The organism is Leifsonia sp. TF02-11, assembly GCF_017565305.1.
Lineage (GTDB): Bacteria > Actinomycetota > Actinomycetes > Actinomycetales > Microbacteriaceae > Leifsonia.
In genome coordinates this window covers 14,031-39,005 of record NZ_JAGEKP010000013.1, presented here as the reverse complement: position 1 = coordinate 39,005, position 24,975 = coordinate 14,031, and the positions used below count along the sequence as shown (strand labels likewise).

Here is a 24,975-nt window from a genome sequence, read left to right as displayed (position 1 = left end):
TGGTGAGCTGCGGAACAGGAGGTCGGGCATGACCCCGAGCATCCTGAGCCTGCGGCTGCTGGTGCAGACGGTCGAGCGCGGCAGCGTCTCGCAGGCGGCGCACGCCGTCGGGCTCACCCAGCAGGCGGCATCCGCCCGGCTCTCCGCTCTGGAGCGCGAACTCGGCACCGCCCTGATGGTGCGCAGCACGCGCGGCACACGGCCCACCGAGGCGGGCGCGCTGGTCGCCGAGTGGGCGGCCGAGGTGCTCGACGCCGCAGACCGCTTCGACGCGAGCGTGCTGTCGTTGCGAGAGTCGTCGCACGGCAGCCTCCGCATCGCGGCCAGCATGACCATCGCCGAGAACCTGGCGCCGCGCTGGCTCACCGCCATGCACGCCGAGTCGCCGCAGCTGCTCATCGAGCTGACCGCCGCGAACAGCGAAGCCGTCGCGGCTGCGGTGCGCAGCGGGGCGGCCGCTGTCGGGTTCATCGAGACGCCCGAACTGCCCGCCGGCCTCGAGCACGCCACCTTCGGCTCCGACGAGCTCGTTGTCGTCGTCGGGCGCGACCACCCGTGGGCAGGGCGCGCACGCGGCGTCTCGATCGAGGAGCTGGCGCGCACGCCCGTCGTGGCCAGGGAGAGCGGATCGGGGACGCGCCTGGCCTACGAGCGCGCCGCTGCCGCGGCCGGGCACCCTCCCGTGCGGCCGGCGCTCGAACTGTCGTCGACGAGCGCCATCCGCGCCACGGCGGCGGCGGGCGACCACCCGGCCGTGCTGAGCATCCTCGCCGTGCGCGAGCAGCTCGCGGCCGAGACGCTCGTGAAGGTGCCGGTGCGTCAGCTGCGGATCATCCGGCCGCTCACCGCGGTGTGGCGGCGCAACAATGCGGGGCTGCCCGGGGCAGTGCGGCGGTTTCTGGAGGTGGTGGGGGCGGGGGTGTGAGGCGCGGCCGTGTGAGGCGCGGCCGTGTGGGGCGCGGCAGTGTGGGGCGCTCACCCCTCAGAGCTGCCCGGTCAGCGCGAGCACGACCAGGCTGGTGACGGCGACCAGTGTCGAGAGCACCCCGCCCAACAGCAGCGGCCTCCACCCGGCCCGCCGGATCGCCGCGATGTCGGTGGACAGGCCGATTCCGGCGAGCGCGACCGACACGAGGAACACGCTGAACGTCACGAGGGCGTCGTGGACCCCGCCCGGCACCGGGATCACCGAGTTCGCCGCCGCGACGACCAGGAAGCCGACCAGGAACCATGGCACCAGTCCCACCAGCCGCCGCGCCGTGAGCGGCGCGCCCGCGTTGCGCCTCCGGTGCTCGACGACCGCGAGGGTCACGCTGATCGGGATGATCATGAGCGTGCGCACGAGCTTGACGACCACGGCGAACCCGAGCGCGGAGGTCGCGAACAGACTGGCCGCCGCGACCACGGAGCTCGTGTCGTTCACCGCGGTACCGGCGAACAGGCCGAAGGCGTGGGGGGTCATCCCGAGTGCGTGCCCGATGAGCGGGAAGACGAGAACGGCGACCGCGTTGAAGAGGAAGATCGTCGACACCGCGTAGGCGATCTCGGCGCTCGCGGCCCCGATGATCGGGGACACCGCTGCGATCGCGGACGCCCCGCAGATCCCGGTGCCCACCCCGATGAGGGTGCGCTCGCGACGCGGGATCCGCAGCGCCTTGCCGACCAGCCAGGCCGCCAGCAGACAGACGGCGAGCGTCGTCAGCATCACCGGCAGCGATTCCACCCCGACAACGAGGATGCTCGACAGGGAGAGCTGGACGCCCAGCAGCACGACCGCCAGCTGCAGCACGAACTTGCCGGAGTACGCGACGCCGGGAGCCGTGCGGGCGCCCGGCCGGCGGACGGCGCCGACGACGATGCCGATGACGAGGGCGGGGAGGGCGCTCCCGAGCGCGGGGACGAACCGGGAGACCACGCTGGCGACCAGGGCGATCGCGACGGTGACGGCGACGCCGGGGGCCACCTCCACCGCGCGGGCGCCGAGGCGGGTCGGGAGGGTACGGGCCGGGGCGAATTGCATGCTTCGAGCCTGGTGGACGCGGCTGCCGCAGCGCTACGGGCGGGCGGTTGTGATGCCACAACGAACTGTTGTGACCGTCTCACGCCCCTGAGGGCCGCCGCTTCCTGCCGCCGACACCCGGCACCGAGGTCACCTGCCGCATCCACTCGGCGACCTGGCGCTCGTCGAGGTCGTCCACGGACTGCAGCTCGACTCCCCGCGTGGCCTTGCCCATCCCCACCGGCGTCACCGGCGGCACAGGGACGAGCGTCACGCCGTTGACGAACATGAGCTTGACGTGGTCGTCGAAGGCACCGCACGAGAAGCACCAGCCGTCGCCGACTCCGTAGTACGACATCCCCCACTTGACCGAACGACGGAGGCCGGGAAGGGTGCGCGCCGCAAGCGCGTCGACGGCCTCGGCGATGCCGCGCTGCGGCTGCGGAAGCGTCGCGATGTAGGCGAAGACGGGCGCATCGCCGTCGGCGGCCTTCGCGGGGCTGGCGCGGCCGGTCATCGAGTGCGGGAGGTCAGTGGGGGTCATGCGAGGATCGTACGTCTCGGGCACGGCCACGGGGAGCTTCAAGCACCCCGACCAACCGCTCCAGCTGCTGCGACCATCCCGGCTCCAGCCCCGCCAGCATCGGCGCGGCCGACGCCTCCGCCGTGGTCGCGCGGATCGCTACGGTCACGATGGTGGCGCGCTTGTCAGCACGCTCGCCCTCGCCCTCACCGGCGTCTTCCAGCCGCACGTCGACCTCCACCGGGAAGAGCACGCGGCCCTCGGCGTCCAGCGGCGACAGGTCGAAGGCCAATCGGCTCCGCGCCTCGACCTCCCGCACCGCTCCCGCCGCCGCGTACTCGGCCCCGTCGCCCTCGCGCAGGACCAGCTCCACGCGCGCGCCCGGCCTCGGCTCGATCGCGCAGCGGACCACCGTGAAGTGCTGCGGCGCCCACCAGCGGGCGGCGACCTGCGGATCGGTCCAGGCGCGCCAGACGTCCGCGCGTAAGGCTGGGATGCGGCGCACGATCGTGAAGTCGACGGACGCGCCGCCCCCGTCGGTCGCCTCCCGCTCCGCCGACGCCACCGCCTCCGCATACGCGTCGAGTGCCCGATCGTCGTCGGTCGACTCGGCCAGCCGGTCGAACCAGCCCGCGACCTGGCGGAGCGCTTCGCGGTCGAGGCGCGCGAGCCGGCGGCGCCCCAGGCGCTGCACCCGGATGATCCCTGCCGCTTGCAGCGCCTGTACGTGCTTCGTCGTCTGCGGCTGGAGGGCGCCGAGCGCCGAGGTCAGCTCGCCCACCGTGCGCGGGCCGTCCGCCAGCAGCGTCACGATGCGGAACCGCGTCGGCTCGCCGATCGCCGCCAAGACCTGCTGCGCGTCCACTTCGCCTCCTCTTACGCAGAATAACGGGAGTTGACACATTCGTCTAGACGAATATATGGTGACCCCGAACGCATCACGACGACGACAGGAGATCACCATGAAGACCATCGAACGCACCGTGTCGGCCGAGCCCGAGACCATCTGGAACCTGTGGACCACTCCGGAGGGGATCGCACAGTGGTGGGCGCCCGACGGCTTCCGCACCGAGGTCGACAGCCTCGACCTGCGCCCCGGTGGCGAACTCGTCTACACGATGACCGCGGAGGCGCCGGAGCAGGTGGCGTTCCTCGAGCAGAACGGGCTGCCGCTCAGTACCCGGTCACGCAAGATCTTCACCGAACTGGCGCCCACCAGCAGGATCGCCTACCGGTCGACCATCGATTTCGTCCCCGACCACGAGCCCTACGAGCAGCTCACCGTCGTCGACCTCCAGCCGGCTGCCGAGGGCACGCGTGTCGTCATGCAGGTGGAGGAGTTGCACGACGAGGTCTGGACCGAGCGGCTCCTCGCTGGGCGGGCGAACGAGCTGGAGAATCTGGCCCGACTGGTGGGTTGAGCGTTCCTGCGCTTGACTCGGACCATGTTCACGACTGCCGAACGCGAAGGAATCCGGGCAGCGCTGGTCGAGGCGGCGAGACGCGACCCGGCCGTCGTGGGTGCCGCCCTGGTGGGCTCCGCCGCGCGCGACGCCGAAGACGAGTGGTCGGACATCGACCTCGCGCTGCAGCTCGCCGACGGCGCCGACGAGCCGGCTGTCGTACGCGAGTGGACCGCCCTCCTCGGCGGGATCAGCCCGGTCGCGGACACAGCCGACGTGGTCTCCGGCGGCGTCCGGTACCGGGTCTTCCTCCTCGAGTCCTCGCTGCAGGTGGATCTGTCGTTCTGGCCGTTCGATCGATTCCGTTCGACCGGGGAGCCCTTCCGGCTGCTCTTCGGAACACCGCAGGAGCCGGTAGAGGCGGGCGCTCCCGACCTCGCGCGCACGATCGGGACAGCCTGGCTGCTCGCCCTCCACGCCCGGTCCGCGATCGCCCGCGGTCGGCTCTGGCAGGCAACGACGATGCTCGATCAGCTGCGCGAGGAGGTCGGCACCCTGATGTGCGTCCGCAGCGGTCTTCCCTCCTGGCACGGCCGCGGCGTCGACGGCCTCTCCAGCGAGGACCTTTCGAGGCTCGATCGCAGCAGAGCGGCACGCGTGAGCCGCACGGAACTCGACGCGAGCCGGTGCGCGCTCGTGCGGCTGCTCTTCGACGAGATCGAGCAGCGGGATGCGCACCGGGCCGCCCGTCTCGCGCCGGCGCTGGACGAGTTGTCGACGCCGTTGCCGACGATGCCGCCGTCGACGCACCGGCGAGGCCGCTGAGCCTCAGTGGCCTCCTACCGCGACGTCCGCGCCCCGCCGCGGTCCGACCGGCGGACACGCCCGTTCGAATCGACGGTGAGCACGATCGTGTAGCGCTTGCGGTTCACGACGCGGTAGATGACCACGATGAGCCACAGGCCGGCGGTGAGCAGGGTGAGGATGGTGTTCCAGAACCAGCCGATCCGCTTGTTCTTGGTGAGGGTCGCCGTCGCGCCGACCACGGACTCCGCTGCCCAGCCGTCGGAAATGTACCTGGCGACCTCGACGCCGAGGATCGCCTGCTGCTGGTCGGTGCTGATCGGAATGGACACGCGTGCTCTCCTTCTGGCTCCTCCCGTCAGCCTACCGGTCGGAGATTAGCGCCGAATGTGGCGTTCGGAGCCGCCGAAGGCCACATTCGGCGCACACCTCTTCTCCGCCGGCTACGCGTCGGCGAGCTCCGTGGGCTCCACGACGGCGTCGACGAGGGCGCCGTTGCGCCACACCGTGAGTTCGAGGCGGCGGCCGATGGTGCTCGCGATCATCAGGCGCTGGAGGTCGGCGACCGCGTGGATGCGCACGCGATCGAGCGAGATCAGCACGTCGCCTGGCCGGACCCCGGCCAGGTCGGCCGGGCTGTCCGGCACCACCGACATGACCTGGATGCCGGTCCGGGCCCCCGCTTTGCGGGCGACGGCCTCCTGGAGGGCGATCTCGGCTCCCGCGATGCCGAGCCAGCCGCGACGCACGCGGCCCTCCCGCATCAGCGTGTCCAGGATCTGCCGGCTGGTCGCGTTGACCGGCACGGCCAGGCCGAGGCCGGTGCCGGCGACGGCGGTGTTCACGCCGACCACGCGGGCCGAGCTGTCGGCGAGCGCTCCGCCGCTGTTGCCGGGGTTCAGCGCCGCATCGGTCTGGATGACCTCGTCGACGACACGTCCGGCCCGCGTCGGCAGCGAACGGCCGAGCGCCGAGACGATGCCTGCGGTCACGCTTCCCGCGAGGCCCAGCGGGTTGCCGACCGCGACGACCAGCTGGCCGACCTGCAGCGCGGACGCATCTCCCAGTTCGACGGGCGCGGGGGTGGACTCGTCGGCCTGCAGCACGGCGAGGTCGGAGAGCGGATCCCTCCCGACGACGCGCGCACGCACCCGGGTGCCGTCGCCGAACGCCAGGTCGACCTGGGTCGCGCCCTCCACCACGTGCGCGCTGGTCAGGAGGTGGCCCTCCTCCGACACGACCGTCGCGCTGCCGAGGCCGACGCCGCGGGAGGTCCGCGCGGTCACCGCGGCGACCGCGGGGCCGACGGTGGCGGCGACGCGCACCACCACGGCCGAGTAGGAGTCCAGGGCTCCCGCATCCGTCATGAGACGAGTGTGCGCCTCCCGCGCCGCGGCGCTCCCCGCGTTCGCCCACGGCGCACGGCACCACGCCCGACTTTCGTCACGAATGCGCACATTCGTGCCACGAATCCCGACATTCGTCACGAATCTCCCGACACGGTGTCGCGGCGAACGCAACCACGCCGTGGTGCGAAATGCGAGATTCGTCACGAATGTGCGGATTCGTGGCACGAATCGCGAGATTCGTCACGAATGTCCCGACACGGTGTCGCGGCGAACGCGACCACGCCGTGGTGCGAAACGCGAGATTCGTCACGAATGTCGGGATTCGTGGCACGAATCGCGGGATTCGTCACGAATCTCCCGACACGGTGTCGCGGCGAACGCGACCACGCCGTGGTGCGAATTGCGAGATTCGTCACGAATGTGCGGATTCGTGGCACGAATCACGAGATTCGTCACGAATCTCCCGACACGGTGTCGCGGCGAACGCGACCACGCCGTGGTGCGAAAAGCGAGATTCGTCACGAATGTCGGGATTCGTGGCACGAATCGCGAGATTCGTGACGAATGTCGGGGGCGGTGCGCGGCGCGACGGAGGCGGCGCGCGACGGGCGCCGCTCAGCGGGCGGCGAGGTGGCCGAGACGCTCGCGGAGGGCCGCGGCGACGGCGGCCGGCTTGCCGCCGTCGGCGGCGTTCTGCGTCGCCGAGTGGCCGACGCCGTCGATCGTGGCGGTCGCGGCGCCAGGGAGCAGCTGGTGGAGGCGCTCGACGGCGTGCTTCAGGTAGGCGGGTGACTTCGCGGCGCCGACGAGGACGACGTGCCCGCGCAGCGCCCGGTAGTCCTCGATGCGGTCGGCGTGGGCGGCGACGATGCGCATGTCGTACGGCACCGCGCTCGCCAGCTCGGCCATCGTGGCGCCGCCGGCCGGAAGGGTTCCGGCGTCCTTGGCGATCATCTTCCGCGTGGTGGATTCCAGCATCCGTCGCGGGAAGAAGCGCAGGAAGCCCGGCCCCATCTGCGTCCCCAACAGCGCGGTGACCATGTAGGCCGGGACGTCGCCGCGGGCGACCTCCGGCTCGAAGCGGCGCAGGAAGGCGTCGAGGTCGAGCGACCCGTCCGCGACCAGGGCCGGTTCGAAGAGCACCACCGTGAGCTCGGGGTGACGGAGGCCGACCTCCGCCGCGAGGATGCCGCCCGAGCTGATGCCCAGCACCGCGGTCGCTCCCGTGGCCGCCACGACCGCCTCGATGTCGGCGACCTCGGCGGCGGGGTCGTAGTCGGTCAGGGCCGGGTAGGCGCCGCTGCGGCCGCGGCCTCGGCGGTTCAGCAGGTGCACGGCGAACGTGTCGGAGAGGGCTCCGGCGAGCTCGCTCTGGCTCGCCGCCGACTGCATCGTGCCGTGGACGACGACGAGGCCGGGGCCGGTTCCTGTGCTGAAGTACTCGATCGGCGTGCCATCCTCGGAGGACACGAGGTGCGCGGTGAGGAGATCGGTGGGTGGTGCGGTGACGGTTGTCCGGGACATCGGAGCTGCCTTTCGTCGGGATCGCGTGGATCGTCGGTCAGTGGAGATTCTCTTAGTGACTAAGATAATGAGCAAGTGAGAGGTTCGCAAGAGTGGAAGCACAGAATCGTGACGCCCTGATCGCGCAGCTGACCGACCTGGGTGCGCAATCCGCGAGCCTGACCGCGCTCTTCCAGCAGCGGGCGGCGGCGGGATACGGCCTCGGGGTGAGCGACATGAAGGCCCTCGACCTCCTGATGCGCAACGGCCCGCAGACGGCCGGCCAGCTCGGCACGGCCCTCGGGCTGACCTCCGGCGCCGTCACCGGGATCGCCGACCGCCTGATCCGGCGCGGCTTCGCGCGCAGGGAGACCGACGCGGCCGACCGTCGGCGGGTGCTGCTCTCGGCCGACTTCGCCGTGCTGTCGTCCGGTCCGAACGTTTACCAGTGGATCGGGGAGGCCTTTCAGACCCTGCACGACTCGCTGACCACCGAGCAGCTGGAGTTCCTGGTCCGCTACCAGGAGCAGTCGATCGCACTCACCCAGGAGGCGGTCGAGCGGCTGGTGCGCAGCGAATAGCGGCTACAGCCGCAGCCCGCCCTCCAGGAACGAGAAGGCCTCGTCGATCAGGTCGGCCAGTTCGGCGTCGGGGTCGTCCGCGAGCTGGGCGAGCACCGCGAACATGCTGCCGACGATCGCGCCCGCGATGGTCCGCACGGCGAAGTCGTCGCGCGAGCGGTCCTCCCGGTCGGCGATCGCCTCCGACACGAGCAGCATCGCCTGCGACAGCTGGTCGAGCATGGCACCGCGCAGCGCCGGCACGCCGAGGACGAGCGCGAGCCGTTCGCGCTGCTCCTCGAGCTGCTCCGCGGTCAGGCCGACGAACGCCTCCCTGAGCGCCACGCGCAGAGCCGCGACGGGAGGGACCCCCTGGGGCTGCGCCTGGAACGCGGCGATGATCCGCGGGTCGAAGTCGTCGAACAGCACGACCGATTCCTTGGTCGGGAAGTAGCGGAAGAAGGTGCTCGCCGACACGTCGGCGGCGTCGATGATCTGATCGATGGTGGTCTGGTCGTAGCCCTGGTCGGTGAACAGCCGCAGGGCGTGCGACTGGATGGCCGCGCGGGTGCGGGCCTTCTTGCGCTCGCGCAGCCCCGGTCTGTCAGACGTGCCGTCCGGCATGCGCGCTCCTTCTGCTCGGTGTGGTCGGCTCGGCGGTGGTCGGCTCGGCGGTGGCCGGCCCGGCGCTGGTCGATCCGGTGGTGGTCGATCCGGGAGCGACAGCTCCGGCCGGCGCTTCCGCCCCCGGGGCCGCCGCTCGGCGCGGCAGGATCACCACCGCCATGATGGCCCCTGCGACGGCGATGCCGGCGGAGACCAGCAGCGAAACGCTCATTCCGGTCGTGAATGCCGCGCGCACGGAGGCCGCGAGCGCCGGCGAGTGCAGCCGTTCGGCCACGGCGAGGCCCGCGTAGACGCTCGACTTCGCCGCGGAGGCCACGGCCTCCGGAACCGCCGGCGCCGCGAGCACAGAGCTCAGCTGCGCGGTGTAGACCGCCGCGACGACGCTGCCGAGGATGGCCGTGCCCAGCGGGGCGCTCGTCTTCTGCAGCGCCTGCACGACGCCCGACCCGACTCCACTGTGCTCGGCGGTGAGCCGCGACAGGGCGGCGGACATCGCCGCGGTGAGCGCGAGCCCCGCGCCGGCGCAGACCGTCGCCATCCAGCCGGCGATGAGCAGCTCGCTGGTGGAGGCCGTCGTCCGCGAGCCGAGCACGGACCCGACCGCGATCACGACGAAACCGATGGTCACCGTCGCCCGGAAGCCGATGGCGGCGGCGATGCGGCCGGCCGGCAGCGCGCCGATCAGCATGCCGAGCACGAACGGCAGCAGGCGCAGCCCGGAGGCGAAGACGTCGACGCCCTGGACGGCCTGGAAGAACTGCGGCATCACGAACAGCAGCCCGACCATCCCCATCCCGGCCACCCCGGCGAGCGCAGCGCCCCCCGTGAACGACCGGGAGCGGAACAGCCGGGTGTCGACGAGCGGCGAGCGGCCGCGCCGGGTGAGGGCGACCTCCCACGCGACGAACCCGGCGAGGATGGCGACGCCGAGCCCGAGGGAGGTCAGCGCGCCCGCGTCCGTCCAGCCGTGCTGGCCTGCCTCGATGATGCCGTACGTGAAGACGACCAGACCGCCGACGGACGAGAGCACGCCGATCACGTCGAAGCCCGGACGTTCGGCCGCCTTCGACTCGGGCACGAGCACGGCGACCGCCAGGAGCCCGATCGCGACCACCGGGATGTTGAGCAGGAACACCCAGCCCCACCAGAGGTTGGCGAGCATCCAGCCGCCCAGGATCGGGCCGAGCGGAAGCGACAGGAAGTTCGCTGCCGAGAACACGCCGACGGCTCTGGGCCGGCTCGCCTCGTCGAAGAACACCGTCAGGGCCGAGAGCGCCATGACCGCGACCCCTGCCCCCGCGACGCCCATCAGCAGGCGGGCGATCAGGAACACCGTCGGCGTGGTCGCGAACGCGCACAGCGCCGAACCGGCCCCGAACGCCGCGAGCGAGACGAGCAGCACCGCCTTGCGGCCGAACCGGTCGCCCAGCAGGCCGAGCGGCAGCACGGCGGCCGCCAGCATCAGCAGGTAGCCGGACGAGAACCACTCCAGTTCGGTCTCGCTCGCGTGCAGCGCGTTCGCGAGCGTCGGGAGGGCGATCGACAGAACCGTGCCGTCGATGCCCACCGCCAGGACGCTCAGGCTCACCGCCGCGAGCGCCCACCATTTCCGCTGTCCATTCATGAAAGTCACCTCCATTTGCATAGTAGGCGCTTTTTGACAGTTTGTGTCAGTTTTTCAGGACACCCGCTGCTGCTCGGCATCGGGGTGCGTCGGCAGCAGCAACCGACCGCTGTCGGCGTCGAACTCGAACAGCTCGCCGTAGCGGCCCCAGTCGATGGCCGTGTCCAGCTGGCGCTGGGCGTCGTCGGTTCCGTAGTACGTGCGCAGCTCGGCGAGGATGTCGTCCGTCCCGATCGCTCCGGTGCCGGTGTGACGCAGATCGCGCACGATGCGGCGGACGAGCGGCGCGGCCTCCATCGCGAGCGTGGCGAACTGCTCCTTGGCACGCAGCTGATCGGCGCCCGCATACCGCCTGCCCTGCTCGGTGATCCGCAGCTCCGTGCCCTGTGGCCGCGCCAGCTTGAGCAGCTGGGCGGCGTCGACGACAGGCAGGAGGTCGTCGATCTCGTACCGGAGCTCGTCCGCGATCTCGGCCAGGCCGTCCTGCCCTCCGCGCTCGGCGAGCAGCTCGACGAGACCGCCGAGCTCGCCGGTGCTCACCGCCGGCAGCGGGATGTCGATTCCGTCGGCGGCGGCCCCCTGCCGAGCGCCGCTCTCGACCGCGCTCGCACGCGGCTCGGCCTGCTGCCCGGTCAGGATGCCGTACACCTCGTCGACGAGCGCCTCGAACCCCGGGCTGCGCCGGTCGCGCGGCTGCGGGAGGGTGACGGCGAGCTCGGCCTTGATCCGGCCAGGGTTGGAGTCGAGCACGACGACGCGGTCGGCGAGCTGGATGGCCTCCTCGATGTTGTGCGTGACGATGAGCGCGGTGCGGGTCGGGAGCGTCCCGTCACTCCACATGCGCACCAGCTCGCCGCGGAGGTTCTCGCTCGTGAGCACGTCCAGCGCGGAGAACGGCTCGTCCATCAGCAGCACGTCGGGTTCCACGACGAGCGCTCGGGCGAAGCCGACGCGCTGACGCATCCCGCCGGAGAGCTCCTTCGGGTACGCCGACTCGAAGCCGTCGAGGCCGATCTGGTCGATCGCGCGCAGCGCCCGCTCGCGACGGACCTCCGCACGCACCCCCTTGGCCTCCAGTCCGAGCTCGACGTTCTCGAGCACGGTCAGCCACGGCAGCAGGGCGAACGACTGGAAGACGAGGGCGGTGCCCGGGTTGGCGCCGTTGAGCACCTCGCCCTTGAACGAGACGGTGCCTGACGTCGGCGCGATCAGTCCGGCGATGCAGCGCAGCAGGGTGCTCTTGCCCGACCCTGAGCGGCCGAGGAGGGCGACGATCTCGCCCTGGCGGATGCTCAGCGAGACGCCGGAGAGGACGATCTTCTCGCCGCCGTCGGTGGCGAACGACTTCGTGACGTCGCTGACGTCGATGAGCGTGGCGGTCGTGGTGGTCATGGTGGAGACCTTCCTCACAGGCTGAAGCGGCGCTCGGCGACCGCGTAGAGACGGCGCCAGAACAGACGGTTGAGTCCGACGACGAAGACGGACATCACGATCACTCCGACGAGCACCTTGGCCATGTCGCCGGTCGTGGTGGCGTCGGCGATGTAGGCGCCGAGGCCGGTCGCCGTGTAGGTGTGGTGGTTGTACGTGACGACTTCGGCGACGATGGAGGCGTTCCAGGCCCCGCCTGCCGCGGTGATGCCGCCGGTGACGTAGGCCGGGAAGATCGCGGGGAGGATCAGCCGCCGCCAGCGCTGTACCCTGCCGACCCCGAAGCTGTCCATCGCCTGCCGCAGGTCGGTCGGGATCGCGCTCGCCCCCGCGATCACGTTGAAGAGGATGTACCACTGCGACCCCAGCGCCATCAGCAGGATGCCGCCGATGTTCAGCGGGATGCCGGACGCGACGAAGAACGCGATCGCGAACGGGAACAGGAAGTTCGCGGGGAAGCTGGCCAGCAGCTGCACGACAGGCTGGGCCAGCCGGCTGATGCGCGGATTCATGCCGATCCAGACGCCGATCGGCACCCAGACGATCGTCGCGAACAGCAGGATCACCACCACGCGCGCCATCGTGATCGCGCCGAGACCGAACGCCTCGAGGAAGGCGCCGAGACCGACCGAACGCTGGATGAACACGTACGCGGCGACCGCCCCCACCAGGATGGCGGCCACCACGAGGACGGTCACGGCCACGTCGAGCGTGCGCTTGCGGGCCTCCGGCACCCGCAGCGGATGCTCGGCCAGACCGAACGGGCGCGTGGCCCGGTCGAGGCCGCGGGCGATGGGCCGGAACCCGCGCTCGACGGTGCGCGGGAGCCAGGAGCGGCTGATCACGTCGAGCACGACGCTGCGCGGCCGGTCGGTCGGGGCGGTGTCCTCCTGCCGGAACCGCTCCGCCCACGCGACCAGCGGCCGCCAGAACAGGAAATTCACCCCCAACACCATGATCGTCATGGTGAGGATCGCCCAGCCGACCCTGTCGAGCTGCCCGGCCTGCACCGCCGAGGCGACGTACGCGCCGACACCCGGGAGGGCGTAGCTGTGATTGTTGACCGTGATCGCCTCGGAGGCCGCAAGGAAGAACCAGGCGCCGCCGAAGCTCATCATGCCGTTCCACACCAGCGGGATCATCCCGGAGGGGACGTCGAGCTTCCAGAACCGCTGCCACTTGGTCAGCCGCATCAGCCGGGCCGCCTCGTCGAGGTCGCGCGGCTGGCTGGTCAGCGACGCGTAGAACGAGAACGTCATGTTCCACACCTGCGAGGTGAAGATCGCGAAGATCGCCGCGGACTCCAGCCCCAGCGTCGAGCCGGGGAAGAGCGCGATGAACCCGGTCACCGTCACCGAAAGGAAGCCCAGGATCGGCACCGACTGGAGGATGTCGAGCGCCGGCAGGATCACTTTCTCGGCCCGCGGCAGCCGGGCGGCGGCGGTGGCGACCACGAAGGTGAACACCAGCGACGCGGCGAGCGCGGCGAACATCCGCAGCAACGATCGCAGCGCGTAGTACGGCAGCAACGCGGGATCGGTGTCGATGGACGAGGGCACCTCGGCGAGCCGCAGCGGAGCGGTCGCCCCGGCGGTCGCCTGGATCACCAGGTAGAAGAGGACGACGATCGCGACGGCGACCACCACGTCGAGCCAGCGGAAACGGACGCGGCGGAGCGTGCCGGCGCCGGGAACGGTGCGGAGAAGAGGCACGACAGGACCTCCCTGAGTCGAGGGCAGACGGGAGACGGAGGCTCGTCCTCGTGCTGCGAGGCTCAGTGGTGGCCGGGTGCGCTGGGCACGGAGGCCGCCGCCGGGCAGCAGGGACGAGACGGACTATGATCGTCGCTCACGGCGGGTCACCTCCTCGCTGATCGGGGCAGGCGCACGCCAGGTTCCGCCGGCGCCGCGCTGGCCGAGGACGGGACTCCCCGTTTCTGCCGGGAAAAACCTAACAGACCCCCGGTCCCCCGCGCGGTCCTCTAACGAAATCCACACGGCCATCGAGACGTGAGTGATCGCAGGAATCCGGGCGTGGATTCCTGCGATCACTCACGTGTCGTGGACTGGCGCGGGGTGTCGATGAGGGCGCGGATCGGCATCAGGGCGGAGCCGAGGGCGACGGTGTCGCCGCCGAAGGTGGCGGGGACGAGCTCGAACTGCTCACCCATGCGGTCGAGACAGTTGCGCCGCACGGCCGCCGCGATCCGCTCGGAGTGGTGCTCCATCAGCCGCATCCCGACCCAGCCGCCGATGACGATGCGCTCCGGGTTGGTGAGGTTGACGACGCTGCCGAGGGCCGCGCCGAGCGCCTCGATCACGTCGTCGACCACGCTCGCCGCCTCGACATCGGTCTGCGCTGCGGTGAGGAGTGCGCCGATGGCCTGCCATCCGCTGCCGTCGAACATGCCGCCCCGCGACTGCCACGCGGCGAGGATCGCGTCGGCGCCCACATAGGCCTCGACGCAGCCGAGCTGACCGCACCGGCACAGCGCGCCGCCGAAACGGATCTTGGTGTGACCCCACTCGCCCGCACTGCTGAACGCCCCGTGCTCGAGCTCCCCGTCGCTGATGATGCCCAGGCCGACTCCACGGCCGAGCAGCGCCACGACGGCGTCGTCGATGCCGCGGGCGGCTCCGTACCAGAGCTCGGCCCTGGCCTGGGTCTTTGCTCCGTTCTCCGCGAAGACCGGCAGGTCGGGATCCAGGTCGAGCGGGATCGGTCGCGGCTCCCAGCCGAGGCTCTGCGCGAACAGCACCTGGGACCCGTCCGCCTCGGTCTCCACGACACCGGGGAGGCCGAGGCCGATTCCCAGCACGCGCGGCCAGCGTTCGCGGTTGCGCTCGCGCAGTTCGGCGATGGCCTCGGTGAGGTCGCGGTGGATGTCGTCGGGGGACTCCTCCTGACGGCCGCCGCGGAACTCCCGGTCCACCATGGCCAGCGAGAGGTCGAAGAGCTCGACGGCGACACCCCGCTCGCCCACGTCCACGCCGATCGCGTAGGCGCCGTCGGCGCGCGGTGCGATCACCGAGATGGGGCGGCCGCCTCGGGAGGCGACGGAGCCGACCTCGCTGATCAGGCCGTCCTCGATGAGCTCTGCGGTGATGTTCGCCGCCGACGCGGAGGAGAAGCCGCAGTGCCGGGCGAGCTCCGCACGGGTGGTCTCCCCCGCCTGCAGCACGAACTGCAGGGCTGCTGCACGGTTCTGCTGGCGGAGGGTCGTCACCGTGGCCGACTCCCGGGCGGTGCCGGGGGCGGTCGGCCGTGCTGGTGCGCTCATGGCTCGACGATATCCCGTCACACGCCGACCTCGAGCCTGCGGACCAGGACGCGCTCACCGGCGGCGAGGGTCAGCGTGCCGTCACGCCAACTGGCCGTGAGGGCGTGCGGGCGATCGGCGTCGATGCTCCACGACGCGGGTGGAGCGGAGAAGCCGAACTCGAGCCGTGAGCCCGGGGCGAGCTCGACCGGAACGAACTCATCGTGGGCGTAGGGACGCCCGCCCGTGTGGTGCCAGATCCCCTCGGGTACGGGCTCCGGTGTCAGCTCGACGATCGGCGTCTCCGCCGCGTCGCGCACGCCCGTCCACGCGGGCAGGTGCAGCTCCGGCCGCGCGAACAGGGCGTCGAGCACCCCGGCACGAACCTCGCACCGGTCGGCAGGGATCGCCGCCAGGTAGTCGTCGAGGATCCGCTCGGCGTCTGCCGCGGACGCTCGCGACGCGGGGTCCGCGATGAGCTCCCAGTCGGCCGGGCGGCGCACCGACAACGGAGAGGTCAGCGTGTCCAGCTTCTTCCACGGCCAGAAGTTCCAGCCGATGCCGTGACGCTCGTAGAGGCGGGTCGCCGCGTAGATCCAGCCCGGCGTGTTCTCGCCACCCTCGCCCATGTAGACGGGAACGCCGAGGTCGCGCCGCACCCGCAGGAACTCGGCGATGCTGGTCTCGTCGGGCGGGCACCAGTAGCGGTGGAACTGGACCGCCTGGTTGTCGTCGTAGCGCACGCTCACCGGCTCGGGGTTCGTCGCCCAGTGGCTGCCCTCGTACATCAGCAGGTGGCGGTCGTCGATCTCGCGGACCGCGGCGGTCAGCTCGCGGTACAGCGCGACCAGTTCGTCGGCGAAGCGGTGCTGCCACTCGTTGGGCAGCGGCTCGTTGAGCAGATCGTAGCCGAGCACGGCCTCGCGGTCGCGGTAGCGCCGGGCCAGCTCGCGCCACAGCTCGACGGTCTGGGCGCGGTACCGCGCCGACATGAACAGCTCAGGCATCCCGTTCGGGGAGTCGTCGATGTTGGTGCCGGTCTGCCCGCCGGGGGCGCCGTGCAGGTCGAGCAGAATGCGCAGGCCGTGACGCTCGCTCCAGCGGACCGCGCGCTCGATGAGCTCGAACCCGCTCTCGATCACGCCGCCGTCGTCGTCCATCACCCCGCGCGCGTTGATCGGCAGCCGCACGTGGTCGAACCCCATCGCCGCGATCAGATCGAAGTCGCGCTCGGTCACGAACGTGTCGCGGAACCGCCTCCAGAAGTCCTGCGCACGTTCGGCGCCGAGCAGGTCCGCGAACCGGCGTTCGATCTGGCGCGGAGACGACAGCTCGTCGCCGAACGCCCACATGTACCCCTCGGCGAGCAGCCAGTTGCCGAGCCCGACGCCGCGCAGCAGCAGCGGTCCGTCGTCGTCGACCAGCTGCGTTCCCTCAGCGCGAACGAATCCGGCGGGCTGACGGCGGGCGGGAGTGTTCATGGTGCTCCTCACGGGTTGCAGGTTGCTCATTTGAGACCGGACAGAGCGAAGCCCTGCACGACGTAGCGCTGGAAGACGACGAAGACGATCAGGATGGGGACGACCATCAGGGTGGACGCCGCCATCTGCAGCGACGGGTTGGTCGCGATCTGCTGGTTGAGCAGCGAGAGCCCGACGGACAGCGTGTAGAGGTTCTGGTCGTTGGCGATGATGAGCGGCCAGAGGAAGCTGTTCCAGCCGGCGATGAAGGTGAGCACGATCTGCACGGCGAGGATCGGCCGCGACATCGGCAGGATGATGCGGAAGAAGATCCGCCACTCCCCCGCGCCGTCCATCCGCGCCGCCTCGACGATCTCCGTCGGGATGGTCGCCATGAACTGCCGGAACAGGAAGACCGCGAAGCCGGAGACCAGCATGGGGAGCGCGATGCCGACGAGGGTGTTCGTCAGCTTCACCCCGTTCAGGATGAGGTAGCTCGGGATCATCGTGACCTGGCCGGGGATCATCATGGTGACGAGCACGAGGAAGAACAGCGCATCCCTGCCCCGGAAGGTGAACTTGGCGAACCCGTAGCCGGCGGCCGCCATCAGCAGCAGGCCGAACATGCAGATCACCACGATGATGACGGTGTTCAGCAGGTACCGGCCAAAGTCGAGCTCGGTGAACAGCTGCACGAAGTACTCGAGGGTCGGCTTCTGCGGCAGGAGCCGCGGCGGGTAGGCGACGGACTCGCTGCGGGGCTTGACCGACGCGAACACCATCCAGAGGAACGGGAAGGCGGTGACCAGCGCGCCGACGCCCAGCAGCGCGCCGATCACGATCGTGCCGGCGCGGCCGCGCCGGTTGCGGCGCCGTCCTCGCGGCATGGCCCCGGAGGCGCCGCCGTCGCCCTCGCCGTCGGCCAGGGCACGGCTCCCGCGTGAGAGCAGTTCAGTAGTCGACATCGGACCTCCTCAGGCGCAGCTGGACGACGGTGATGACCGCGATGATCGCGACCAGGACGACCGAGCCGGCGCTGGCGTAGCCGAACTGGCTCGACGAGAACCCCTTCTGGTAGAGGAAGAGCGAGATCGAGGTGGAGGCCCCGAGCGGACCGCCCTTGGTGAGCACGAACGGCTCGTCGAAGAACTGCAGCCAGGCGATCACGGTGGTGATGGTGACGAAGAAGATCGCGAAGCGCAGCAAGGGGATGACGATGGACACGATGCGCCGGAGGCCGGAAGCGCCGTCGATCGCCGCGGCCTCCAGATACTCCTTCGGCACACCCTGCAGGGCCGCGAGGAAGATGATCACGTTGAGCCCGAGGCCGCGCCAGACGGCGACGAGCACCACGGAGAACTTCACGACCGTCGGGTCGGAGAGCCAGGGCACCGGCGGCAGGCCGACGGTCGAGAGCAGATAGTTGAAGAGCCCGAACTGGGTGTTGTAGAGGTAGCCCCAGACCAGGGCGACCGCGACGATCGCGGTGATCGCCGGAACGAAGTAGAAGGAGCGCAGCGCCCGGAAGAAGCGCCCCTGCGAGCGGTTCAGCGCGAGGGCGATCACCAGGGACAGCACGACGACGCTCGGCACGCCGACTAGCGCGAACAGGGCGGTGTTCCCGAGCGCCTGCCAGAACGCAGGGTCGGCGAAGAGGGCGGAGTAGTTGTCGCCGCCGACGAACCGGATGCGCGACCAGTCGCCGAGACCGGCCAGGTTCATGTCGGTGAAACTGACCAGGAGGGCGACCGCGATCGGCAGGATGCCGAAAGCGATCAGCAGCAGCATCGCGGGCGCGACGAAGGTGTAAGGGACGAGTCGGGTCTTCATGGCCTCAAGGCCGGTGGTGCGCGGCGGGCTTGGCAGTCGCCGCGCACCCCCGGAGCTCATTTCGCGGACGTTCCGCCGGTGGCGGTGAACAGGGTCTTCAGTGCGTCGTCCCGGTTCGCCCCGGTGAGCACGATCGAGTTGAGCGAGTCGAGCAGCGCCTTGCCGGTCTCCCCGTCCCAGTTGGGGACGAGAGGCAGCAGCCGGGAGGAGGCGAGCTGCTTGGTGTAGACCGCGACCATCGGGTCGGCGGCGAGCTTCTGGTCGTCGAGCGCCTTCTTCACCGTCGGCAGCTGGCCGTCCGACTCGTACCATGTGACCTGCACGTCGGGCTGCGAGAGGTAGTCGAGAAGCTCCAGCGCTCCGGCCTTGTTCTTGGTCGACCCCCAGACGCCGAGGTTCGAGCCGGCGAGGAGCGAGGTGTCCTTCTTCGCGGCCGGGACCGTCGTCACATTCCATTTGCCGGCGAGGTCGGGCGCGGCCTGTGTGATGGCGGCGGCGAGATAGGGTCCGCTGACCAGCATCGGCGTCGAGCCGCTGATGAAGCCCTGGGTCTGGTCGAAGTCGCCGTTGGTGGGGACGCTCTTGTCGGCGTAGAGCCCGGTGTACAGGTCTACGGCCTTCTCGAACGCCGGGGTGTCGAAGTCGATCTTCCCCTTCGAGTCGACGATCTCGCCGCCCTGGTCCCAGGTCATGACGACGGGGAGGGCGCTGTCCCACTGCGGGATGTAGTAGCCGTACGAGCCGTTGCCGCGGGCCGCCAGCGTCTTGGCGTCGGCGCGGAGCTCGTCCCACGTCGCGGGGGGAGTGTCGATTCCCGCCGCCTTCAGGATGTCGGCGCGGTAGAAGAGCACGCGGGTGTCGGACACCCACGGCATCGAGACCACTTTGCCGCCGATGGCGGTGGCGTCGCCCGCGACCCCGTCGACGAAGTTGGACGCGGCGAGGTGGGGGTGGCCGGCGAGCGCCGCGTCGTCGAGCGTGAGCAGTGCGCCGCTGTCGGCGTAGGTGCGCAGCTTCGAGAGCCCGATCTGCAGCACGTCGGGGCCTCCACCGGAGGCGACGGCGGTCGTGAACTTCTGGTCGACGTTGTCCCACGGGATGGCGACGGTCTTCACGTCGATCCCGGTCTTCTGCTCGAACGGTTTGACCAGTGCGTCGAAGTGGGCGGAGCTGTCGCCCATCACCCAGACCGTGAGGTTCTTGCCCGGGGTCTGGCCTCCGCCGGATCCGGAGGAGGAGCATCCGGCGAGGGTGGCGGCGACCAGGGCGGCGGTGCCCAGGGCGATCCAGCGCATTCTCTTCATCGAGATTCCTTTCGGGTGTGCAAATCCTTTCTCTGCGCCTTAGAATAAGGCATAGTCAAGCCGCTCGCAAGCACCCGGCACCAGGCACCACCGAGACGGTCACGCCGCGGCCTCCAGGCGCAGCAGGGCCGCCTTCGCCTCGAGTTCCCCGATCTAGCCGCCGAGGGTTCCGTCGGTGCGCAGCACCCGGTGGCACGGGACGACGACGGGCAGCGGGTTGGTCGCGCAGGCGCTGCCGACCGCGCGGATCGCCGTGGGGTTGCCCACGAGCGCAGCCAGCTCACGCGCACCAGCCCCTTCGGGGTGGCCGCGAGCAGCAGCTTCCCGACGGGGCTGTCGACGGTCGTGTTTGCGACGTCCAGCAGGCCCTCGTCCTCCCTTCCATCTCGCACTGAAGACGCGCAGGAGAGCGGGAACGTGAGATCGGGGGCGTGTATTTGCTGCACTCTATGCGCGTAGAATGCCGTAGACGTGACCCAGCCCGTCATGAACGAAGGAGTATCCGTGACAGAGTCGAACGATCGCACCCGCACCGAGCCCCGGGTCCTTGTGCTCGGTTCCGCCAACGTCGACACCTTCCTCTACGTCGACGACTTCCCCGCGCCGGGCGAGACGATCTTCGGCCGGGCCGGCCGCACCGGTCTCGGCGGCAAGGGCGCGAACCAGGTCGTCGCGGCGCAGCGCACCGGCGCCGAGACGACCTTCGTCGGAATGGTCGGGGATGACGACGGCGGGGCGTTCGTCCGCCGCACGCTCGACGACAACGGGGTCGACACCAGTGCTCTGCTCACCTCGGCGAGCGCACCGACGGGTGCGGCCTACATCTCGGTGAACGCCGAGGCCGAGAACACCATCGTGGTGGTGAGCGGGGCGAACGCGGAGCTCACCGCGGACGCGCTCGTCTCGCACGACATCGATGCCCTGATCGCCGCGTCCCGGCCCACCATCGCCCTCACCCAGGGCGAGCTCGCCCCCGACACGATCGCGGCGTTCGCGGCGGCGAGCGCCAGAAGCGGCGTGCGGTTCGTGCTCAACCTCGCCCCCGCCGCACCGGTCGACCCCGCGGCACTGCGCGTCGCCGACCCCCTGATCGTCAACGAGGGCGAGGCGCAGGCGATCGCGCGCGGCGGCGCGCCGGACCCGGGCGGCGACATCGTCGCGTGGGCGCTCGCCACCGCGCAGGAGCTGGCGGGCACGGCGTCGACGTCCGTCGTCATCACCCTCGGCGCCTCGGGAGCCGTCGCCGCGACCGCGGACGAGGTCTGGCACCAACCCTCCCCGCGACCGGCCGAGGTGGTCGACACCACGGGCGCGGGCGACGCCTTCGTCGGCGCGCTGGCCGCGGTGCTCGCGGCCGGCCGGCCGTTGGCGGAAGCCGTGCGCTGGGGGGTCGCCGCGGGTTCCGCCGCCGTGGCCGGGCACGGCACCGTCGAGTCGTACACCCGCCTGGCCCGTTATGACCACGAGGCCCTGCCCGCCGAATCGGGGCGGACCTCCGCATGACCCCATCGCGCCGGCGCGCCCGCGTGACCCGCGAGGACGTCGCGCGGGCGGCGGGGACGTCGACCGCGGTCGTCAGCTATGTGATCAACGACGGCCCCCGCCCGGTCGCTGAGAAGACCCGGCTGCGCGTCCTCGCCGCGATCGAGGAGGTCGGATACGAACCGGACGCGATCGCTCGAGCGCTGGCCTCCGGCGTGACCGGCGCCTACGGGCTGATCGTCCCCGACATCGCCAACCCCTACTTCGCGGCGCTCGCCCACGTGCTCGCCGACGCGACGTCCGCCGCCGACCGCGTGCTGCTGCTCGGAGACTCGATCGAAGACGTCGCCCGCGAGGCGGAGCTGATCCGATCCTTCGCCCGACGCAAGGTCGACGGGCTGCTCCTCGCCACGGTGGACGGCCGGCCGGACCTGACACCCGCCTCGGCGAACCGGATCCCCGTCGTCGTGATCGACCGGGTCGATCCGGGGCTGGAGGCGTCGACGGTCGCCATCGACAACGTCGCGGCGGCCCGCGCCGTGACCGAGCACCTGCTCGCGCACGGCTACGACAGCCACGGGATCGTCTCGGGCCCCGCGGATCTCCTCATCGCACGCGAGCGCGTGCAGGGCTGGTCGGCCGCGCTGGACGCCGCCCGCGTCGACCAGGCGCACCGATCGGTGGCCGAGGCCCCATTCTCGCGTGCGGGCGGCCGAGAAGCCGGTCTGCACCTCCTCGACGGCCCGACCAGACCCCGCGCTATCTTCGCGTCCAGCGAAGCCCAGGCCGTCGGAGTCCTCAGCGCGGCGGCCGAGCGCGGCCTGCGCGTGCCGGACGATATCGCGGTGATGTCGTTCGACGGGACGGAGACGAGCGACTTCACGGTGCCCAAGTTGTCCTCGGCGGTGCAACCGCTCGACGAGATCGCCCGCGCGGCCGTGTCACTTCTCGGGAGGAAGGCCGGCATCGCCCCCGCGCACCAGCTCATCGGGTTCGACCTCCGGCTCCGCGCGTCCTGCGGCAGCCACCGCGACATCGGCTGAACCCCGGCCGCTCTGATCGGCCGTCTCCTCGACTCCCCGCAACCGCCGCACCGGAACCACCGCTGCCAGCGCCACGGCCACCACCCCGACCACGAGCAACGCGACCCCCGTGCCCGACGCGTCGATGACCGCGCCGGCGACCGCGGAGGCCAGGGACGCTCCGAGGTTGACCGCAGTGTTGATCCACGCCGAGGCCTCCGTGCGGCCGTCGGGCGCCACGACCGTGTCGGCGACCAGGTAGCCGGTGATCAGTGACGGCGCGAGGAACGCGCCGAGCAGCACCAGCCCTCCGGCGAACAGCGGCAGCGAGCCCAGGGTGGACACGGCGACGGCGGTGAGGCCGATCGCGGCACACAGCACGAGGAGTCGCACCCCGAGCGAAGCCCGCCAGCGCACGTGCCCGTAAAGGAGACCGCCGGCAGCGCTCCCGGCCGCGAACGCGGCGAGCAGCCAGCCGGAGACCGCGACGGCGCCCTCTTCGGCCGCCAGAGCGGGCGCACCGATCTCGACGACGCCGAGCACGGCGCCCACCCCGGTCAGCACCACCAGCACGCGAAGGAACCCGGGGACGACGAGCGGACGCGCCCGATGCTCGCGCGCACGCGGCGGAATACCGGACAGCGCGGCGGACGCCCTGCTGGTGATCAGCCCGAGCGTCCCGACGAGTCCGACTCCCGCGGTGACGAACAGCCCGACGCTCGGCGACGACGCCACGATGATCGCCGTGATCGCCACCGGCCCCCCGACGAAGAGCAACTCCTCCGCGACCGCGTCGAGGCTGAACGCCTTCTCGCGCTGCGGCCCGGCGTCGGTGAGGGAACTCCACACGACGCGCATCGCGGCTCCGAGGGGAGGAGCCGACAGTCCGACGACGACGGCGAGCGCGACAGACCAGCCGGCGACGGAACCGGGAGCGGTCGCGACGGCGGACACGATGCCGAACCCGACGAAACCGGCTGCCTGCACGATTCCGAGGAGCCCGAGAGCGCGCGGCTGGCCCCAGCGGTCGACGGCGCGGGCGCGCCAGGGCGCCGCGACGACGTTGGCGAGGCCGAACGCGGCCGACGCGAGCCCGGCGAGCGCGAACGAGCCGGTGCCCTCCTGCACGGCCAACAGCACGGCGAGGCCCGCCATGGCGAGCGCCGAACGGCCGACCAGGGCCGGGACGAAGGCGCGCAGCGCGCCGGGAAGACGAAGAGATGCGAACACGGTGAAGCTCCAGAAGACTCTGACGGTGGATGGGCCCGCGGGGTCGAAGAAGAGACCCTCGACGGATCGAGACCTGCGCGGGTGGGACGCAGGACCGTCAGATGAACATCACGATGTGAAGCACCCGGAAACGGTATCAGATGCGTGGTGCGGTGGTCGGCGGTGGTGATAGAGGGGCTCGGGGCGGGCGGCCGGCGAGACGGGTCCGCCCTAACCGGCTGAGCGACCCCGCACCACGGTGGCGAGTGCCACGGCGACGAACGCGACGACCTGCGTCAGCACTCCGACCAGGATCAGCCAGGCGAATCCCGCGTACGCGACCGCGGGATAGACCAGGGCGAGCGGAACCAGTGTCGACACGGCGAGCGCAGTGCGCACGAGCATCGTCTGCCGCCGGCTCGCAGGGCGCGCACGCCGGTTCAGCCGCGGCACGGCGAGAACGGCGGCGAGCAGGGCGGCGAAGGAGGCCGTCGGCACCCAGGCGGGCGAGGGCAGCCCCAGGAGTACGAACACGGCGGGAGCCGCAGTGATCACAACGATCACCGCGAGCACCAGCACAGCAGGGGTTCCGGGCGCCGGAACCCAGCGCCGCTCGGTCATGCCGGTCACCGCCTCCACGCCCTTCGGTCAGCAGTGGTCGATGACGAGATGCGTCGTCGCCATCGGCACGTAGATCAGCGCGCGCATGCCGATGCACTTGCCCTGGTTCAGGGCCGTCGACGCCTGCTGGCCGACGTACGCGGCCGAGAAACCGCAGACCAGCGCACCGATCGGTCCGGCCAACATCGAACACCCCGTCGTGATGAGAATCCCCGAGGTGCCGTTCGTCGCGGCGATCTGCTGTGTCTCGGCCTTGCTGTACATCACGGTGCAGTACACCCAGTCGCACATCAAACGCGGGTCAGCCACTACCGGGTACGTGGCGCCCGCGTGGTCGACATGCTGCACGACGGTGCTCCGATCGAGCGTGTACCAGGTCCTGACGGGGACACCGCGAGCGTCGAGCGCCCACGCAGCACCGAGCGCGTTCACGGTCTCTCCCGCCGCGTTCTCGACGAGGACCCCGCCATCGCTGGTGAGTTGCAGCCTGGCGGGCTGGCCACCGGCGTCGACCTCGAACCGGTACTCGGTCGGGGCGGAAGCGTTCGGGATGATCGCATAACCCGCGTCGGCCTGTGCGCCCTGACCGGTCACCGCGTACTGATAGCCGTCCTCCGGGTAGACCACCGTGCTTCCGCCTGCCGTGACGACGCCGCGGACCTCCGTGTCCGGTCTCAGCGACACCGCCGTCTCGGCGGACCCGACCGAGACGCCGACAGCCGCTGAGACGTCGCCCGCAGCGGCCGATTCCGGTGACGCCGTCAGAAGGTCATGCTGGTCCAATGCCCGCACCGCCTGGATCGTCTCATCCGGTGCCGGTGCCGCTGCCGCCGGTACGGCGGTCGCCATGGTGAGCACCGCCACGGTGGCAACGATAAGAACTGCTCTCAATCGAGACATCATCGTCTCCCTTCCGAGCTGGGGAGGACGCCTCGATCGTTTCCGCCAACCAGATCTTTGCCAGC

The 24,975-nt window shown here is 70.9% G+C and carries 24 protein-coding genes and 1 pseudogene; 6 read left to right on the top strand and 19 right to left on the bottom strand.

Features of this window, described 5'->3' with window-relative positions:
- Positions 1-28 precede the first annotated feature (28 nt).
- The gene (locus JNB50_RS15900; RefSeq protein WP_208041163.1) at positions 29-925 is read left to right on the top strand and encodes a LysR family transcriptional regulator; all 897 of its coding nucleotides are present in this window, start codon (positions 29-31) and stop codon (positions 923-925) included.
- A 57-nt stretch (positions 926-982) separates the two neighbouring features.
- On the opposite strand, the gene JNB50_RS15895 is transcribed toward JNB50_RS15900, so the two are convergent.
- From JNB50_RS15895 to JNB50_RS15885, 3 genes are all read right to left on the bottom strand, one after another.
- Complete coding sequence (locus JNB50_RS15895) at positions 983-2,020, bottom strand: YeiH family protein (protein ID WP_208041162.1); 1,038 nt, start codon at positions 2,018-2,020, stop codon at positions 983-985.
- Positions 2,021-2,099: 79 nt separating this feature from the next.
- Positions 2,100-2,543 carry a DUF1801 domain-containing protein gene (locus JNB50_RS15890; protein WP_208041161.1) on the bottom strand — a complete coding sequence of 148 codons (444 nt, stop codon included), beginning with the start codon at positions 2,541-2,543 and terminating at the stop codon, positions 2,100-2,102.
- A complete protein-coding gene (locus tag JNB50_RS15885; RefSeq protein WP_307794752.1) occupies positions 2,530-3,387 on the bottom strand; it encodes a metalloregulator ArsR/SmtB family transcription factor in 858 nt (285 codons plus the stop codon). Before JNB50_RS15885 ends, JNB50_RS15890 begins: the two co-directional genes overlap by 14 nt.
- A gap of 97 nt (positions 3,388-3,484) precedes the next feature.
- Here JNB50_RS15885 and JNB50_RS15880 point away from each other — a divergent pair, with 97 nt between their 5' ends.
- Both JNB50_RS15880 and JNB50_RS15875 read left to right on the top strand, forming a co-directional pair.
- Positions 3,485-3,943, top strand: coding sequence for an SRPBCC domain-containing protein (locus tag JNB50_RS15880; RefSeq protein ID WP_208041159.1), 459 nt, complete (start codon positions 3,485-3,487; stop codon positions 3,941-3,943).
- A 24-nt stretch (positions 3,944-3,967) separates the two neighbouring features.
- Entirely contained in the window at positions 3,968-4,750 is a 783-nt protein-coding gene (locus JNB50_RS15875; protein ID WP_208041158.1) for a nucleotidyltransferase domain-containing protein, read from the top strand.
- Positions 4,751-4,764: 14 nt separating this feature from the next.
- Here the strand turns inward: JNB50_RS15875 and JNB50_RS15870 are convergent, their stop codons facing one another.
- From JNB50_RS15870 to JNB50_RS15860, 3 genes are all read right to left on the bottom strand, one after another.
- Complete coding sequence (locus JNB50_RS15870) at positions 4,765-5,061, bottom strand: hypothetical protein (protein WP_208041157.1); 297 nt, start codon at positions 5,059-5,061, stop codon at positions 4,765-4,767.
- A 111-nt stretch (positions 5,062-5,172) separates the two neighbouring features.
- Entirely contained in the window at positions 5,173-6,096 is a 924-nt protein-coding gene (locus JNB50_RS15865) for a S1C family serine protease (protein ID WP_208041156.1), read from the bottom strand.
- Between the two features lie 597 nt (positions 6,097-6,693).
- A complete protein-coding gene (locus JNB50_RS15860) occupies positions 6,694-7,602 on the bottom strand; it encodes an alpha/beta fold hydrolase (RefSeq protein ID WP_208041155.1) in 909 nt (302 codons plus the stop codon).
- 92 nt (positions 7,603-7,694) lie between these two features.
- Between JNB50_RS15860 and JNB50_RS15855 the strand changes: the two genes are divergently transcribed.
- A complete protein-coding gene (locus JNB50_RS15855; protein WP_208041154.1) occupies positions 7,695-8,162 on the top strand; it encodes a MarR family transcriptional regulator in 468 nt (155 codons plus the stop codon).
- Positions 8,163-8,165: 3 nt separating this feature from the next.
- Here JNB50_RS15855 and JNB50_RS15850 read toward each other — a convergent pair whose 3' ends face one another.
- The 10 genes and pseudogenes from JNB50_RS15850 to JNB50_RS25135 form a co-directional block, all read right to left on the bottom strand.
- Complete coding sequence (locus JNB50_RS15850) at positions 8,166-8,765, bottom strand: TetR family transcriptional regulator (protein WP_208041153.1); 600 nt, start codon at positions 8,763-8,765, stop codon at positions 8,166-8,168.
- On the bottom strand, positions 8,746-10,392 hold the full coding sequence (locus tag JNB50_RS15845; protein WP_208041152.1) for an MFS transporter: 1,647 nt from the start codon (positions 10,390-10,392) through the stop codon (positions 8,746-8,748). The genes JNB50_RS15850 and JNB50_RS15845 overlap by 20 nt, the downstream gene beginning before the upstream one ends.
- Positions 10,393-10,446: 54 nt before the next feature.
- Positions 10,447-11,784, bottom strand: coding sequence for a nitrate/sulfonate/bicarbonate ABC transporter ATP-binding protein (locus tag JNB50_RS15840; protein WP_208041151.1), 1,338 nt, complete (start codon positions 11,782-11,784; stop codon positions 10,447-10,449).
- A 14-nt stretch (positions 11,785-11,798) separates the two neighbouring features.
- Complete coding sequence (locus JNB50_RS15835) at positions 11,799-13,535, bottom strand: ABC transporter permease subunit (RefSeq protein ID WP_208041150.1); 1,737 nt, start codon at positions 13,533-13,535, stop codon at positions 11,799-11,801.
- Positions 13,536-13,870: 335 nt separating this feature from the next.
- Positions 13,871-15,103, bottom strand: a complete 1,233-nt coding sequence (locus JNB50_RS15830; protein WP_208041149.1) for an ROK family transcriptional regulator — start codon at positions 15,101-15,103, stop codon at positions 13,871-13,873.
- A gap of 17 nt (positions 15,104-15,120) precedes the next feature.
- Positions 15,121-16,563, bottom strand: coding sequence for a glycoside hydrolase family 5 protein (locus JNB50_RS15825; protein ID WP_208041148.1), 1,443 nt, complete (start codon positions 16,561-16,563; stop codon positions 15,121-15,123).
- A gap of 26 nt (positions 16,564-16,589) precedes the next feature.
- Positions 16,590-17,507, bottom strand: a complete 918-nt coding sequence (locus JNB50_RS15820) for a carbohydrate ABC transporter permease (protein WP_208041147.1) — start codon at positions 17,505-17,507, stop codon at positions 16,590-16,592.
- The gene (locus tag JNB50_RS15815; protein ID WP_208041146.1) at positions 17,494-18,372 is read right to left on the bottom strand and encodes a carbohydrate ABC transporter permease; all 879 of its coding nucleotides are present in this window, start codon (positions 18,370-18,372) and stop codon (positions 17,494-17,496) included. The genes JNB50_RS15820 and JNB50_RS15815 overlap by 14 nt, the downstream gene beginning before the upstream one ends.
- Positions 18,373-18,428: 56 nt before the next feature.
- Complete coding sequence (locus tag JNB50_RS15810) at positions 18,429-19,676, bottom strand: extracellular solute-binding protein (protein ID WP_243768555.1); 1,248 nt, start codon at positions 19,674-19,676, stop codon at positions 18,429-18,431.
- Positions 19,677-19,829: 153 nt separating this feature from the next.
- A pseudogene (locus tag JNB50_RS25135) lies at positions 19,830-19,961 on the bottom strand (methylated-DNA--[protein]-cysteine S-methyltransferase); the annotation flags it as partial.
- A gap of 219 nt (positions 19,962-20,180) precedes the next feature.
- Between JNB50_RS25135 and JNB50_RS15800 the strand changes: the two are divergent.
- Positions 20,181-21,179, top strand: a complete 999-nt coding sequence (locus JNB50_RS15800) for a ribokinase (protein ID WP_208041145.1) — start codon at positions 20,181-20,183, stop codon at positions 21,177-21,179.
- Positions 21,176-22,201, top strand: a complete 1,026-nt coding sequence (locus JNB50_RS15795) for a LacI family DNA-binding transcriptional regulator (protein ID WP_208041144.1) — start codon at positions 21,176-21,178, stop codon at positions 22,199-22,201. The genes JNB50_RS15800 and JNB50_RS15795 overlap by 4 nt, the downstream gene beginning before the upstream one ends.
- Here the strand turns inward: JNB50_RS15795 and JNB50_RS15790 are convergent.
- The 3 genes from JNB50_RS15790 to JNB50_RS15780 form a co-directional block, all read right to left on the bottom strand.
- A complete protein-coding gene (locus JNB50_RS15790; protein WP_208041143.1) occupies positions 22,100-23,410 on the bottom strand; it encodes an MFS transporter in 1,311 nt (436 codons plus the stop codon). The two genes, JNB50_RS15795 and JNB50_RS15790, sit on opposite strands and share 102 nt — an antisense overlap.
- A gap of 210 nt (positions 23,411-23,620) precedes the next feature.
- Positions 23,621-24,010: a hypothetical protein gene (locus tag JNB50_RS15785; protein WP_208041142.1), complete on the bottom strand. Its 390-nt coding sequence runs from the start codon at positions 24,008-24,010 to the stop codon at positions 23,621-23,623.
- A 27-nt stretch (positions 24,011-24,037) separates the two neighbouring features.
- Positions 24,038-24,874 carry a hypothetical protein gene (locus JNB50_RS15780; RefSeq protein WP_208041141.1) on the bottom strand — a complete coding sequence of 279 codons (837 nt, stop codon included), beginning with the start codon at positions 24,872-24,874 and terminating at the stop codon, positions 24,038-24,040.
- Between the last annotated feature and the right edge of the window lie 101 nt (positions 24,875-24,975).

Coding starts and splice junctions, on each gene's coding strand:
- JNB50_RS15810 (WP_243768555.1), bottom strand. CDS start 19,676: ATGAAGAGAATGCGCTGGATCGCCCTGGGCACCGCCGCCCTGGTCGCC.
- JNB50_RS15830 (WP_208041149.1), bottom strand. CDS start 15,103: ATGAGCGCACCAGCACGGCCGACCGCCCCCGGCACCGCCCGGGAGTCG.
- JNB50_RS15865 (WP_208041156.1), bottom strand. CDS start 6,096: ATGACGGATGCGGGAGCCCTGGACTCCTACTCGGCCGTGGTGGTGCGC.
- JNB50_RS15825 (WP_208041148.1), bottom strand. CDS start 16,563: ATGAACACTCCCGCCCGCCGTCAGCCCGCCGGATTCGTTCGCGCTGAG.
- JNB50_RS15890 (WP_208041161.1), bottom strand. CDS start 2,543: ATGACCCCCACTGACCTCCCGCACTCGATGACCGGCCGCGCCAGCCCC.
- JNB50_RS15820 (WP_208041147.1), bottom strand. CDS start 17,507: ATGTCGACTACTGAACTGCTCTCACGCGGGAGCCGTGCCCTGGCCGAC.
- JNB50_RS15795 (WP_208041144.1), top strand. CDS start 21,176: ATGACCCCATCGCGCCGGCGCGCCCGCGTGACCCGCGAGGACGTCGCG.
- JNB50_RS15880 (WP_208041159.1), top strand. CDS start 3,485: ATGAAGACCATCGAACGCACCGTGTCGGCCGAGCCCGAGACCATCTGG.
- JNB50_RS15845 (WP_208041152.1), bottom strand. CDS start 10,392: ATGAATGGACAGCGGAAATGGTGGGCGCTCGCGGCGGTGAGCCTGAGC.
- JNB50_RS15815 (WP_208041146.1), bottom strand. CDS start 18,372: ATGAAGACCCGACTCGTCCCTTACACCTTCGTCGCGCCCGCGATGCTG.
- JNB50_RS15875 (WP_208041158.1), top strand. CDS start 3,968: ATGTTCACGACTGCCGAACGCGAAGGAATCCGGGCAGCGCTGGTCGAG.
- JNB50_RS15895 (WP_208041162.1), bottom strand. CDS start 2,020: ATGCAATTCGCCCCGGCCCGTACCCTCCCGACCCGCCTCGGCGCCCGC.
- JNB50_RS15840 (WP_208041151.1), bottom strand. CDS start 11,784: ATGACCACCACGACCGCCACGCTCATCGACGTCAGCGACGTCACGAAG.
- JNB50_RS15785 (WP_208041142.1), bottom strand. CDS start 24,010: ATGACCGAGCGGCGCTGGGTTCCGGCGCCCGGAACCCCTGCTGTGCTG.
- JNB50_RS15850 (WP_208041153.1), bottom strand. CDS start 8,765: ATGCCGGACGGCACGTCTGACAGACCGGGGCTGCGCGAGCGCAAGAAG.
- JNB50_RS15860 (WP_208041155.1), bottom strand. CDS start 7,602: ATGTCCCGGACAACCGTCACCGCACCACCCACCGATCTCCTCACCGCG.
- JNB50_RS15900 (WP_208041163.1), top strand. CDS start 29: ATGACCCCGAGCATCCTGAGCCTGCGGCTGCTGGTGCAGACGGTCGAG.